Genomic DNA, 14,455 nt, shown 5'->3' with positions numbered 1-14,455 from the left:
ATGAACGTCTCCGTTATTATACCTACCTATAAGCGTTCTGAATTTTTAATTAGGGCTATAGAAAGCGTTTTTAATCAATCCTATCAAGATATTGAAATAATAATAGTTGATGATAATGGCTTAGGTGCACAACAAGAAATAACAAAAAAAATTGCTAAACCCTACCCTAAAGTTAAGCTAATAACCTATTCAAAAAATTGTGGAGGTTGTTATGCACGTAACAAAGGTTATGAAGAAGCAAAGGGAAATTACATATTCTTTTTAGATGATGATGATGTTTTTTTACCCAACAAGGTTCAAACTCAAGTCGATTTTTTAAATAATCACACTGAGTTGGATGGATGTTTGGCTGCGTTTAAAAGAATTGGAGAAAATAATCTGGAAATTAAAGCAACGTCTAATTTTCCTGCTGTAGGTGATTTTAAAAATTTCGTGATTAACGGTAATTTCTTTACACCCATGCTCTGTATAAGAAAAACTTCGTTACTTAAAGTGGGAGGTTTCTATCCGATTGAGCGATTTCAAGATCGTTATATGATGTTGCATGCATTAGTAGAAGGTTTAAAATTTGAATGTATACAAGAACCGTTGCATATTATGTACGAACACAACGGTGACAGAATTACTAATAAAAGTATTGCAAAATCTGTTGATTCACTGAATGTCATGAAAAATTTCATTCAGAATTATAAATTGCAATTTACAGCCAAACAGTGGAATTCTTTTTTAGAAAAAGATATGAGAATGAGAGGTTTTGTTTTTTATGTTGCTGATAGTTACCAGGATAGGATAAAAGGATTTGGTTATTTTTTAAAAGCATTTAGGTTATCGAAACAGATCAATGATATAAAATTTGCTTTCAAATCAATTGTGAAAATGTAACGGGAAAATTTTACCTGAAATGGCACCAACTAAAAACATTCACTAACATAGAAAAGTTATGTATTCATTTGTTCAAATGAAATTATCATAATGCTTTTGAACTTTTGCTGTTTTTTGAGAGTTGAGCGCTTGGCATAATGATTGTTTTTGTTCTCGGATATTTGTGTGCCTATATTTTCGGTTATTAGAAGTTGTTTAAGGCAAGAATGGAAATATTCAAAATAGGTTTAAAAACATGTGCATTACTTACAAAACATTTGGTTAACTAAATTACACAATTAAAAAAAATAAATTATTTTTTTATCTTTAAAGCTAGGGTTTCAATATTATATGGTTTGCGTGTAACAGCATTGCTAATGGTAATAATTTATCATTGTTATTTTAGGTTTTTAGATACTCATTACGTCGATAATGTAAATATGCCAATAATTTTTAAATATGGCTACCTAAGCGTAGAATTGTTTTTTATAATTTCGGGTTTTGTAATTTCACTTACGCTTACTAAATGTACTAGTTTTACTGAATTTATAAAAAAGAGATTTGTAAGGTTAATTCCGGGAATGGTTATGTGCTCTGCAATAACTTTTTTATTGATAAGTCTCTTTGATAACAATAATTTTTTTGCGAGCTCCAAAAGTGTACTAAATTTAGTGATTTCAAATGCCTTTATTAGTCTAATATTACTGAATAGCATATTACCGATAAATGTTTCCTATATTGATGGCGCATATTAGTCTCTTTGGGTTGAGATTACATTTTATATTATTGCAGGGTTGCTATATTTTTATATCCCAAAAGCTTAATTAAAAACTTTTGGTTTCTTGTATTAATTGGAGTTATATCTCACTTTTTGTTTATAAGTAAAAGAGGTATGCGAATTCTGACTCCTCACATAGGAGAACATTTTTACCACATATGACAATTTTTTTTAAGATTTTTACTTTTTTTGAATATGGAATTTGGTTTCTAATTGGTATGGTTTTAGAACAATTATATTTTGATAAAACTAATAAACGATTAGTTTTATTCCTTTTGGCACTATTTATCTTTCAAGCCATACTTATATTTAATTCATATGCACTGTCTTTTATTATTATACCCTGTACTTTGCTTTTATTGTTTATTTATCGCCATACTTTAATTAATTTGTTAGACAATAAATCTGTAAGTAAAGTTGGAATAGCATCCTATTCCATTTATTTGTTACACCAAAATATAGGAGTTCCTACAATAAATAAGTTGTCTCATTTGTTTAATGATTTAAATTGGATGCTTGGGATACTAATACTTTCTTTACTGTATTTATTTGGAATTTATATTTATAAATATTTGGAAGTACCTTTTGGTAAAAAAATAAAAGCATTATTTTTTATAAAGACCCACTAAATGGAAATAAGCATTCCGCAATCAAAAATAATCAAGTCGGTAGCCATTTTAATGATGCTTTGTCTACATATGTTTAATAGGGGTTATGAAGGTTTATTTACACCGATACTATTCATTGGTAAGCAACCTTTATCCTATTATATATCTTTGTTTTCTGATGTTTGTGTGCCTATATTTTTATTTATCAGTGGGTATGGATTATATTTTAATTACCAAAAAAATAAGGATAGCATGGTAAAATTTAATAGCATGCGACTTTTTAAATTGTATATCAACTATTGGATTGTAGTGTTGTTATTTGGAGTGCTTTTGGGATTCTTACTAGGCAAAGAAGGATATCCTGGTACCTTTACTAAGTTTGTATTGAATTTTTTAGGATTAGTAAGTTCGTATAATGGTGGATGGTGGTTTTTCTTTACATACATCCTTTTAACTGTATTAGCTCCTCTGCTTTTTAAGGTATTAGAGTTTTGTAAAACTGATTTATTTTTAGCTTTCGTTTTGCTTTTTTATTTTGTGTCCTTTTATTTTAGAATTTATAATAACGAACTCTTTACAAACCCATATTTAGCTTGGCTTTTTAAACAGTTTTATTTGTTTGGCACTTCCTTGTTTCCGTTTATCGTTGGAGCGATGGTGCTACAAAAAAAGTGGCACAGCCAATTTAGCAATCGGTTTGGTATACTAAAATATAAAACTCTGTTTGCATCATTGGGTATAGGTGCTTTGATAGTACTACATGGTTTCATACCTAATTTAGTTATTGCACCATTTCTTGCAATTCCTTTTATCTTTTTATGGAATCAGATACACTTGAGTAAATATATGGAGGATTTTTTTCTTTGGCTAAGTGATCACGCTACCAATATTTGGTTAGTGCATATGTTTTTTTATATGATTTATTTTGAATCTTATATCTATGCCCCTAAACATCCAATTTTAATTTTTTTAAACTTGTTATTTTGGAGTGTAATGGCATCTTACTCAATTAATTTAATTTACTATCCAATATTAAAACTGGTCGCTATAAAAACAAACAAACCCAATGAAATTACTCTACATAACCAACGGAATTAACGGTGCAGGTGGTTTGGAGCGTGTGTTGTCTGTTAAAGCCTCCTATTTAGCGGAACACTTCGGTTATGAAGTAACCATCCTATCGTTAAACAACAGCCATCTCCATCCTTTTTATACTTTTTCACAAAAAATTTCTATGCTTTCCATTGTCACAGAAGGAAATCCTTTGAAGTATGCTCGAACATACAGAAAAGGCATAAAAAAAATAGTTGCTCAGGTACAACCCGATGTGATTTCGGTATGTGACGATGGTTTAAAAGGTTTTTTTATTCCTACAATAATTGATAGTAAAATACCTATTATCTATGAAAGACATGTATCTAAAGAAATAGAAATGAATGATTCTTTTTCTATTTTTAAAAAATTAGTAATACGAATGAAATGGAAAGTGATGGAGCATTTGGCTTCCCATTTTTCAAAATTTGTAGTGTTGACGAAAGGGAATACTTTAGAATGGCAATCGTTAACAAATAGTATAGTGATTCCAAATCCATTATCTTTTTATCCAAAAGAATCAAGCAGGTTACAAAATAAAAAAGTGATTGCCGTGGGTAAGCAAGGTTTTCAAAAAGGATATGATCGTTTACTCGCTGCTTGGCAGTTAGTGAATCATAAACATCCTGATTGGCAATTGGAAATTTACGGCACAATAGCTCCTGAATTCAAGTTAGAAGAACTGTCAAAATCGTTAGGAATTAGTGAAAGTGTATTTTTTTATCCACCAGAAAAAGAAATACAAAGTAAGTATCTAGATGCCTCCTTATATGTGATGTCTTCTCGTTTTGAAGGATTTGGTATGGTTTTAATTGAGGCAATGGCTTGTGGCGTTCCCTGCGTATCTTTTGATTGTAATTATGGACCTTCGGATATAATTGCCCACAACGAGGATGGTCTTGTTGTTCCTAATGGGGATATCTTAGCTTTAGCTGATGGTATTAAAACATTACTGTCTCAAGAGCAACTTCGTCTTAATATGGGAGCAAAATCAAAATCAAATGTAAAGCGATTTCTTCCAGAAATCATTGTGGAGCAATGGGACATGCTTTTTAAACAACTGATGCAATGAAAATAGTATTTAGTACGGATCAAATATACCGACATGGAGGAATCGAAAAAGTTATGGCCACAAAGGCCAATTATTTTGCAGATGAATTGGGTTTTGATGTTATTATTCTATGTTGTGAGCAAGGAGGCAACAAACCATGCTATTCTTTAAGTGATAAGATACGATTGGTTGATTTGGGAATCAATTATCATCGCCAAAAAAGTTATTTTGCTCCAGACAATCTTCTTAAAGTACCCAGTCATTTGTATAAATTAAATCAAAAACTAAAGGAGCTGGAACCCGATGTTGTCATAGTCTGTAATTTTGGTTTTGATCATTACGCCTTCCCTTTTTTTTATCAAAAGGCAAAAAAAATTAAGGAGTTTCATTCCTCCCGCTATTTTGATGCGGTTACAAGAGATCAGAACATGGCTGTCCTAAAAAAACTAAATTACCGATTCAATGATTGGATTGAATCAAAATATGATCATTTAGTTGTTTTAAATAAAGATGAGGTTCCATATTATAGAAGCAATAATGTTGTAGTTATTCCAAATCCCATTAGTATTCCAAAAGAAGTAGCACTATTAGAAAACAAACAGGTAGTGGCTGCGGGGAGAATCTCTCCTGTAAAAGGGTTTGATAAACTGGTCGAAGCCTGGAAAATTGTCCATTCACGTGCTCCGGAATGGGAATTACATATTTATGGAGAAGATTATGTTGATACTCAAAATCAAATAGAGATGCTGATAAAGGAAAATGATTTAGATCAAGTAATTTATTTTAAAGGAATTTCGTCTAATATGAGCCAGACATTGCAGGAATACAGTATATATGTATTAAGTTCAGTTACCGAATGTTTTCCTATGGTGCTGCTAGAATCAATAGCTGTGGGTTTACCTATAGTTTCATTTGATTGTCCCAACGGACCGCGTAATATAATCAGTGTTGAAGACGATGGTTTTTTAGCTAAAAATCAAAATGTAGAAGACCTAGCTGAAAAAATACTATTTTTGGTGCAAAATATAACTCTCCGAAAAAAATTTGGTGCAAACGCTAAAAAAAATAGTAGTAAATTTGCCACGGCGATCGTAATGCAACATTGGTCTAATTTACTGCATTCTTAAATTATGTTTGATTTCATACCACTTCATTATTATACCTCGATATATTACTATTTTTTGTTAGTAGTTGTTTTTTTGATGTTTACTCGCTCCCGATCAACAGACATAACCAGTAATAAGAGCATAAATACTAATCGTTACTTAGGTCTTTTTCTTTTGCTTGTCACCATTTTTTATATGGGTTTTCGTCCTATTAGCGGTGTTTATTTTGGTGATATGGCTACTTATGCCAATACCTTTGAACGTTACCAAACAGGTGGGACTAGCATGTTTAGAAAAGATGTTGTTTTTGATTTTTTTTTAGAGGTTTGCTCAAAAATCATGAGTGTGCAACTGTTTTTTTTGGTTTGTATTTTATTTTATGTTTTGCCCTTGTGGGGCGCCTGTGAAAAGTGGTTTAAAGAATATGCCTTTTATGCTTTTTTAGCACTTTTAATTTCGTTTTCTTTTTGGGCTTATGGAACGAACGGAATTCGAAATGGTATTGCCACCTCAATTTTTTTGTATGCATTATCCAAAGAAAAACTCCATTACAAATTAGCTTTAGTACTACTTGCGATTGGGATTCATAATTCACTGATTATACCAGCGACAGCTTTAGGATTGACGTATTTTTATAAAAATCCCAAGACCTACTTTTATGGTTGGTTGTTGTGTATTCCTTTATCATTGGTATCGGGTGGTTTTTGGGAAAGTTTATTTGCTGGATTTATGTCTGACGACAGAGCGAGTTACCTAACTGATGGAAATATTAATGACGATGCCTTTTCCAGTACCGGTTTTCGTTGGGATTTTGTATTGTATAGTGCTTCCGCAATTTATGGTGCTTCTTTTTTTATATTTAAAAAAAACTTTACCGATGCTAAATACAACAGATTAGTGAGTATTTATTTGACCACAAATGCTTTCTGGATTTTAGTGATCAGGGCTAATTTTTCGAATCGTTTTGCCTATTTGTCCTGGTTTCTTATGGCGATTATTATTGTTTATCCCTTTTTAACAAAAATTCAAATAAAAAAACAACATAAGGTGTTGGGTATCGTTTTAGTTGCTTATTTTGGATTTTCTTTTTTAATGAATGTAATTTTAGCTTAATGAAAAGTTTAACTGTATTTACAACTTCGTATAACAGAGCGTATTTGCTACCTCAATTATATGCCAGTCTTTGCAAACAAACGATCCAAGATTTTATTTGGCTTATTGTGGATGATGGTTCCACTGACACTACGAAAAGCTTAGTAGCTTCGTGGCAACAAGAGCAGATCCTTCAAATACAATATATCTACCAGGAAAACCAAGGGATGCATGGTGGTCATAATACGGCTTATCAAAATATTGTAACCCAATTTAATGTTTGTATTGACTCGGATGATTTTATGCCGGATGATGCCGTAGCTCTAATTTTGGTAAACTGCAAAAATCTTGATGATAATTTTGCAGGTATTGTAGGTCTAGATGCCAATAAGCAAGGGAAATTAATAGGAACGATCATTCCGGAACACCTATCGGCTGTTAAATTAAATGAATTGTATTCAGTGCACCAAGTTCGAGGAGATAAGAAGATAGTGTATAAAACTGCTATTGTAAAAAAATATCCTTCTTATCCTTTGTATGAAAATGAGCGGTTCGTTCCGCTGGATTACCTTTATTTGTTGATAGATCAGGATTATGATTTAAAGCCTGTGAATGCTGTTTTTTGTATTGTGGAGTATCAAGAGGATGGGTCTTCGATGAATATGTATAAACAATACAGGAAACATCCAAATGGTTTTGCTTTTTCCAGAATCAGCAGGATTAAATATGGTAAGACATTCAAAGAAAGATTTAAAAACGCCATTCATTTGGTATCTTCCGCGGTATTTGCAAAAAATTTATCTTGGTTGTTGAAATCTGATAAACCTATTTTAATTATTACTGCTATCCCTCTGGGAGTAGCCCTGAATTTATACATTCGTTTTAAATCTTTATGAGAAATAAATACATTATCTACGACGATCTTTTTCGTTATACCGGTTAACGAAGTTTCCTATTACTTTTGCGGTTTCTTTTTTTAAATCAGGATTTCGATATGTTTTTTTATTTAGAAAATCTTCGCTTGCAGATTCTGTACTAAATCGAATATTCTGAAAAATACTTTTAAGACGATGTATGCTTTCCACAGGAATACAAATTCCTGAAAATACAAAAATTGGTAGCGGATTTAGAATCGTACATTTTGGTCATATTGTTATTAATCCTGCAACTATTATAGGTAAGAATTTTAATATTTCACATGGTTTTACATTAGGTCATGCAGAAGGCAGACAAGTCGGCAGTCCAATAATAAAAGATAATGTGAGTATACAAACTAATGCTGTTGTCGTTGGCGGGGTTGTAATAGGGAATGACGCACTGATAGCACCAAATGCATTTGTAAATTTTGACGTTCCGGATGGTGCGATAGTTCTTGGTAATTCTGGGAAAATAATTCTGAAAGATAAAGCGAGTGAAAAATATATTGTTTACAAAGTAGAATAAAAAAATATGAAAATTCTTCACGTTATTAATAGTTTAGCCACAGGTGGAGCTGAGAAATTACTATTAGACACACTTCCTCTATATCAAGAAAAACGAGTTGCTACAGACCTCTTAGTATTAAATGGATTTGAGTATCCTTTTCTAAAAGAGTTAAAAGAGTTAGGTTGTTGCAAGATCTTTTCATTGGGTAATACATCTGTGTATAATCCGATTCATATTTTTAACCTGTTACCCTACTTAAAGGAATATGATATCGTTCATGTACATTTATTTCCTGCACAATATTGGATTATATTGGCTAAAATAATTTCTTTTACTAAAGTCAAATTAGTTTTTACAGAGCATAATACTTCTAACAGAAGGTTAGATAACAAATTTTTTAGTTTTATAGACCGTCTAATCTACAAAGGATACAGCAAAGTGATTTGCATAACTCAAGAAATAAAAGAAATTTTACTCAGTCATACCGGTTTAAGTTCCTCGAGATTTATTGTTATTAAGAATGGAGTCAATTTGAGTGTAATCGCTGAATCTAGTTCATTGTTAAAACATTATATTGACAAAAAAATCAACCAATCGGATACTTTGCTTATTCAGGTTGCTGGATTTAGGGAACAAAAAGATCAGCCTACTTTGATAAAGGCATTGAAATATTTGCCGTTAAGTGTAAAATTAGTACTAGTCGGGGACGGTATTTTACGTAAAGAATGCGTAATATTAGTAAATGAACTTCAATTAGGAGATAGAGTACTGTTTTTAGGATTGCGCATGGATGTACCACAACTTCTAAAAACTGCGGATATTATAGTGTTGTCCTCTAAATATGAGGGTCTTTCTCTATCCAGTATTGAAGGAATGGCAGCAGGAAAACCATTTATAGCTTCCGATGTTCCCGGTCTCTCGGAAGTAGTTCAAGGTGCAGGAATTCTTTTTCCTGTTGGTAATTCAGAACAACTCGCGGCTGAAATTGCAAAACTATTAGAAAATCAAGAACACTATCAAAGCGTTGCTGTAGCTTGCCAACAAAGGGCAGCAGATTATGACATTCATAAAATGGTTGACAAACATATAACTCTTTACAGAAGCCTTGCAAAAACCTAAACTAATCCGCACCGCTACAGTGGCCATGTCTTTGGATTATCTACTCAAAGGGCAATTGTCTTTTTTGAACGATCATTACGAAGTAGTGGCGGTTTCTGGAAAAGATAAACATCTAGATACTGTAGCTTTAAGAGAAGCAGTACGTACCGAGGCAGTTGCTATGCAACGTAGCATTAGCCCATGGAAAGATGTGGTATCTTTATGGAAACTATACCTTTTGTTTCGAAAAGAAAAACCACAGATAGTGCATTCCATAACTCCAAAAGCGGGTTTACTGAGTATGACTGCTGCTTATTTTGCACGTGTTCCTATTAGAATACATACTTTTACCGGTTTAATTTTCCCTTCTAAAAAGGGAGTGCTTCAGCAAATTCTTATTGTTATGGATCGACTGTTGTGCCGTTTCGCTACGCATATTTATCCAGAGGGTGAAGGAGTAAAGGAAGATTTGAAACGGTACGGAATAACCACTAAACCCTTAAAAGTTATCGCAAACGGCAATGTGAATGGTATTGATATTTCCTTTTTTGATCCTGAATTATATGGCGCAGCAGAGAAAGTAAAGCTGAAAAGCCAATTGAATATTAAAGAACATGATTTTGTCTTTATTTTTGTAGGTCGGTTAGTTGGGGATAAAGGAATTAATGAACTTGTAACTGCTTTTCAAAAATTACATTTAGTTGTAAATGATATTAAATTGCTTTTAGTAGGACCGTTTGAGCAGGAATTAGATCCGTTGAATGGACAAACGCTTGAAATAATAAATCAATCAGATCACATTCAATGTGTTGGATTTCAAACGGATGTGAGGTCTTATTTTGCAATTGCTGATGCGCTGGTGTTTCCCAGTTATCGGGAGGGATTCCCAAATGTTGTCTTACAAGCAGGAGCAATGGGTCTGCCAAGTATAGTAACAAACATCAGCGGTTGCAATGAAATAATCATAGAAGGAAAAAATGGAACGATTATCCCAGTCAAAGAGGTGAACGCCCTGTATGAAAGTATGCTCAAAATGAGTACTGATGTTGTATTTCGAAACCAACTACAAGTAAATGCACGACCTCTGATTGCCTCACGTTACCAGCAGCAACTGGTTTGGGAAGCTATTTTAGCGGAATATAAAAGAGTAGAAAAATATGTATAAAAACTTTTTTAAAATAATATTTGATTTTCTGGCCTGCTTTATTGGCTTGGTTATTTTGGCTCCGGTATTTATTATTGTGACGATTGGATTGTTTTTTGCCAACCAAGGAAAACCATTCTTCATTCAGCCGCGTCCGGGTAAAAACGGAAAAATATTTAAGATTATCAAGTTCAAAACCATGAATGATAAGAGAGATGCGCTAGGGAATCTCCTTTCTGATGCGGAACGCTTGACAAAAATTGGATCTTTTGTGCGCAAGACATCCTTAGATGAGATACCACAATTACTAAATGTCATTAAAGGAGATATGAGTTTGATTGGACCTAGGCCGTTGTTGGTTCAATACCTTCATTTGTATTCTGATTTTCAAAGTAGACGGCACGAAGTGAAGCCTGGAATCACGGGTTGGGCACAAGTCAATGGGCGAAACGCAATTAGCTGGGATAAAAAATTTGAATTGGATGTTTGGTATGTAGACCATATTTCCATTGTGTTGGATGTCAAAATACTATTCAAGACCATTCAAAAAGTAGTGAAAAGCGAAGGCATAAATGCTGCAGATACAGCAACAATTGAACCTTTCCATGGATAATAAAAAATATTTATACGGAGCCAGTGGGCATTGTAAAGTAATTATTGATATTCTACAATCAAATAATGAAGCTGTGGAAGCCGTTTTTGATGATAATCCTGCAACGGACTTTACATTAGGAGTTCCCATAATTTCTGTAAAAGCGGATATTGATTTTTCGGAAAAAAAAATGCTGATCTCCATTGGAAATAATAATATAAGAAAAAGGATTGCGGAAGGATTGGGTACTGCTTTTTATAGTGCGGTACATCCAAAGGCCATTGTTTCACAATATGCCACTATAGAGGTTGGTAGCGTAATTATGGCAGGTGCCATACTCAATGTGGAATCACACATAGGAAAACATTGCATCATTAACACCGGTGCTGTCGTTGAACACGATTGTTTACTGGCGGATTTTGTCCATCTATCACCAAATGTATCTTTAGCAGGAAACGTAAGTGTTGGGGAAGGAAGTCATGTTGGAATTGGCGCTACTGTAATTCAAGGAATTAAAATTGGTAAGTGGACTGTAATTGGTGCAGGTGCTGTCATAATTGAAGACGTGCCAGATTATGCAGTAGTAGTAGGTAATCCTGGTAAAATAATTAAATTTAAAAAAAATGAATAACACAAAAATATGGCTTTCTTCTCCACACATGGGAGGAACCGAACGCAACTACGTACAAGAAGCTTTTGATACCAATTGGGTAGCGCCACTAGGTCCTAATGTTACAGGATTAGAACAAGATTTAGAGAGCTACTTGGGCCATGAAGCGCAGGTTGGAGCGCTGAGTTCTGGAACAGCAGCCATTCATTTGGGTTTGGTTTTGCTAGGTGTTCAAGCAGGAGATACTGTACTTTGTCAAAGCATGACTTTTTCGGCTTCAGCCAATCCTATTTTGTATCAAGGAGCCATTCCCGTTTTTATAGACAGCGAAGACGACACATGGAATTTATGTCCTGTAGCGCTAGAGGAAGCGATCCGTAGTGAAATTGAAAAAGGCAAAAAGCCAAAAGCCATTATAGCGGTTCATCTCTATGGAGTACCGTATCAAATTGAAGCAATCCGAACCATCGCTGATGGATACGGTATTCCTATACTGGAAGACAGTGCCGAAGCTTTGGGAAGTAGTTACAAAGGACAAAAATGTGGCACCTTCGGGGACATTGGAGTCTTGTCTTTTAATGGCAATAAAATCATTACAACCTCTGGTGGTGGAGCTATTGTAACACCAACGGCTGCGCTCAAAGAAAAAGCCATTTTTTTTGCTACGCAATCCAGAGATGCAGCACCTCATTATCAGCACAGCGAAATAGGATACAATTACCGGATGAGTAATATTTGTGCAGGAATAGGTCGAGGCCAAATGGAAGTGTTGGATGCACACGTACAATTGCGCAGGGATATGCATGATTTTTATGTTGATGTATTCAAAGATATAGCGGCGGTAAGCGTTTTCACTGTTCCTAACTCGGACTACTTTGCTAATTATTGGCTAACCGCTATTTTAGTTGCCCCCGATGCCGCGAAAGGGATTGACCGAGAGGCACTGAGACTGGCTTTGGATCAGGCAAATATTGAATCGCGTCCCTTGTGGAAACCAATGCACTTACAGCCTATTTTTGAGCACTATTCGTATTACGGCAGCAAAGTAGCGGAAACTCTGTTTGAAAACGGTCTGTGTCTGCCATCTGGGTCTAATTTAACAGATAACGAAAGAATAAGAATAAAGGAAGCGGTAATGGCTTTCTTCTCGAAAGAGTAGGGGTATACTTTTAAAAATACGGTACAGACGTCAATTGTTTCGGTGTACGGTTCTCGATACATCCCGCTAAAAAGCGGTCCACTCGAACTGACGCGTTCTCGTTTTTTAGACATTCTCGCTTCCCAGAACGTCTCTTCGAGTGTTTTTGGCTAGAAGGTTTAGATTTATAAACAAATCGCAACCAGCCAAAAAAGTATCGAGAAGTTTATGTTTGCAACGGTTCTCGATACACCCCGCTAAAAAGCGAGCCACTAGAACTGACGAGCTCTCGATATAAATTTAACTATTCGAATCCTTAACGTCACTTCGAGTGTTTTTGGCTAGAAAGTTTAGAATTAAAAACAAATCGCCATCAGCCAAAAAAGTATCGAGAAGTTTTGTGTGTGTAACGGTTCTCGATACATCCCGCTAAAAATCGGTCCACTCGAACTGACGGATTGATTATACAAATTTCACTATTCTAATGCTTAACGTATCTTCTAGTGTTTTTGGCTAGAAAGTTTAGAATTAAAAACAAATCGCCATCAGCCAAAAAAGTATCGAGAAGTTTTGTGTGTGTAACGGTTCTCGATACACCCTGCTAAAAAGCGGGCCACTCGAACTGACGCGTTCTCGTTTTTTAGACATTCTCGCTTCCCAGAACGTCTCTTCGAGTGTTTTTGGCTAGAAGGTTTAGATTTAAAAACAAATCGCAACCAGCCAAAAAAGTATCGAGAAGTTTGTGTTTGCAACGGTTCTCGATACACCCCGCTAAAAAGCGGGCCACTCGAACTGACGAGCTCTCGATACATCCCGCTAAAAAGCGGGCCACTCGAACTGACGAGCTCTCGATACATCCCGCTAAAAAGCGGGCCACTCGAACTGACGCGCTCTCGATATAAATTTAACTATTCTAATACTTAACGTCTCTTCGAGTGTTTTTGGCTAGAAATTTCAGATTTAAAAAACAAATCGCAACCAGCCAAAAAAGTATCGAGAAGTTTTGTGTTTGCGACGGTTCTCGATACACACCGCTAAAAAGCGGTCCACTCGAACTGACGCGCTCTCGTTTTTCAGACATTCTCGCTCCCCAGAACGTCACTTCGAGTGTTTTTGGCTAAGAAAGTTTAGAATTTAAAACAAATCGCCATCAGCCAAAAAAGTATCGAGAAGTTTTGTGTTTGCAACGGTTCTCGATACACCCCGCTAAAAAGCGGTCCATTCGAACTGACGAGTTCTCGATACGCCCCGCTAAAAAGCGAGCCACTCGAACTGACGGATTGATTATACAAATTTCACTATTCTAATGCTTAACGTCTCTTCGAGTGTTTTTGGCTAGAGTGTTCAGATTTAAAAAACAAATCGCAACCAGCCAAAAAAGTATCGAGAAGTTTTGTGTTTGCAACGGTTCTCGATACACCCCGCTAAAAAGCGGTCCACTCGAACTGACGAGTTCTCGATACACCCCGCTAAAAAGCGAGCCACTCGAACTGACGGATTGATTATACAAATTTCACTATTCTAATGCTTAACGTCTCTTCGAGTGTTTTTGGCTAGAAAGTTTAGAATTAAAAACAAATCGCCATCAGCCAAAAAAGTATCGAGAAGTTTTGTGTGTGCAACGGTTCTCGATACACCCCGCTAAAAAGCGGTCCAATCGAACTGACGAGTTCTCGATACACCCCGCTAAAAAGCGGTCTACTCGAACTGACGCGTTCCCGATACACGCCGCTAAAACGTATTATATTTCGTAAAAGAAGTTTTAAAATATACGCTACAGGTATTTTATTCGTTTAGATATAAAAAAAGGCAGTTGCGTAGCAGCAACTATTTTATTTCCTATATTTGATTTGCATTTTT

The 14,455-nt window shown here is 34.9% G+C and carries 13 protein-coding genes; all 13 read left to right on the top strand.

Annotated features, from left to right (window positions below; all coding sequences use genetic code 11):
• A complete protein-coding gene (locus tag BUA03_RS09320; RefSeq protein ID WP_066082345.1) occupies window positions 1-882 on the top strand; it encodes a glycosyltransferase family 2 protein in 882 nt (293 codons plus the stop codon).
• Window positions 883-1,151: 269 nt separating this feature from the next.
• The gene (locus tag BUA03_RS17175; protein WP_394333629.1) at window positions 1,152-1,616 is read left to right on the top strand and encodes an acyltransferase family protein; all 465 of its coding nucleotides are present in this window, start codon (window positions 1,152-1,154) and stop codon (window positions 1,614-1,616) included.
• Window positions 1,617-2,268: 652 nt separating this feature from the next.
• Complete coding sequence (locus BUA03_RS09305) at window positions 2,269-3,345, top strand: acyltransferase family protein (protein WP_066082339.1); 1,077 nt, start codon at window positions 2,269-2,271, stop codon at window positions 3,343-3,345.
• A complete protein-coding gene (locus BUA03_RS09300) occupies window positions 3,314-4,411 on the top strand; it encodes a glycosyltransferase family 4 protein (RefSeq protein WP_066082338.1) in 1,098 nt (365 codons plus the stop codon). Before BUA03_RS09305 ends, BUA03_RS09300 begins: the two co-directional genes overlap by 32 nt.
• A complete protein-coding gene (locus tag BUA03_RS09295; protein WP_066082336.1) occupies window positions 4,408-5,517 on the top strand; it encodes a glycosyltransferase family 4 protein in 1,110 nt (369 codons plus the stop codon). Before BUA03_RS09300 ends, BUA03_RS09295 begins: the two co-directional genes overlap by 4 nt.
• Before the next feature lie 3 nt (window positions 5,518-5,520).
• The gene (locus tag BUA03_RS09290) at window positions 5,521-6,609 is read left to right on the top strand and encodes an EpsG family protein (RefSeq protein ID WP_066082333.1); all 1,089 of its coding nucleotides are present in this window, start codon (window positions 5,521-5,523) and stop codon (window positions 6,607-6,609) included.
• Complete coding sequence (locus BUA03_RS09285) at window positions 6,609-7,484, top strand: glycosyltransferase family A protein (RefSeq protein ID WP_066082331.1); 876 nt, start codon at window positions 6,609-6,611, stop codon at window positions 7,482-7,484. Before BUA03_RS09290 ends, BUA03_RS09285 begins: the two co-directional genes overlap by 1 nt.
• Before the next feature lie 178 nt (window positions 7,485-7,662).
• Window positions 7,663-8,031: an LbetaH domain-containing protein gene (locus tag BUA03_RS09280; protein WP_211266392.1), complete on the top strand. Its 369-nt coding sequence runs from the start codon at window positions 7,663-7,665 to the stop codon at window positions 8,029-8,031.
• A 6-nt stretch (window positions 8,032-8,037) separates the two neighbouring features.
• On the top strand, window positions 8,038-9,132 hold the full coding sequence (locus BUA03_RS09275) for a glycosyltransferase (protein ID WP_066082329.1): 1,095 nt from the start codon (window positions 8,038-8,040) through the stop codon (window positions 9,130-9,132).
• Window positions 9,119-10,276: a glycosyltransferase family 4 protein gene (locus tag BUA03_RS09270; protein WP_245792601.1), complete on the top strand. Its 1,158-nt coding sequence runs from the start codon at window positions 9,119-9,121 to the stop codon at window positions 10,274-10,276. Before BUA03_RS09275 ends, BUA03_RS09270 begins: the two co-directional genes overlap by 14 nt.
• Entirely contained in the window at window positions 10,269-10,868 is a 600-nt protein-coding gene (locus BUA03_RS09265) for a sugar transferase (RefSeq protein ID WP_066082328.1), read from the top strand. Before BUA03_RS09270 ends, BUA03_RS09265 begins: the two co-directional genes overlap by 8 nt.
• On the top strand, window positions 10,861-11,478 hold the full coding sequence (locus BUA03_RS09260; protein WP_066082326.1) for an acetyltransferase: 618 nt from the start codon (window positions 10,861-10,863) through the stop codon (window positions 11,476-11,478). The genes BUA03_RS09265 and BUA03_RS09260 overlap by 8 nt, the downstream gene beginning before the upstream one ends.
• Window positions 11,471-12,616 carry a DegT/DnrJ/EryC1/StrS family aminotransferase gene (locus tag BUA03_RS09255; RefSeq protein WP_066082324.1) on the top strand — a complete coding sequence of 382 codons (1,146 nt, stop codon included), beginning with the start codon at window positions 11,471-11,473 and terminating at the stop codon, window positions 12,614-12,616. The genes BUA03_RS09260 and BUA03_RS09255 overlap by 8 nt, the downstream gene beginning before the upstream one ends.
• Window positions 12,617-14,455: the final 1,839 nt, after the last annotated feature.

It is taken from the genome of Flavobacterium fryxellicola, assembly GCF_900143245.1.
GTDB lineage: Bacteria > Bacteroidota > Bacteroidia > Flavobacteriales > Flavobacteriaceae > Flavobacterium > Flavobacterium fryxellicola.
The sequence above is the reverse complement of the archived record's forward strand: the minus strand, read 5'-3'. Positions and strand labels throughout refer to the sequence as shown.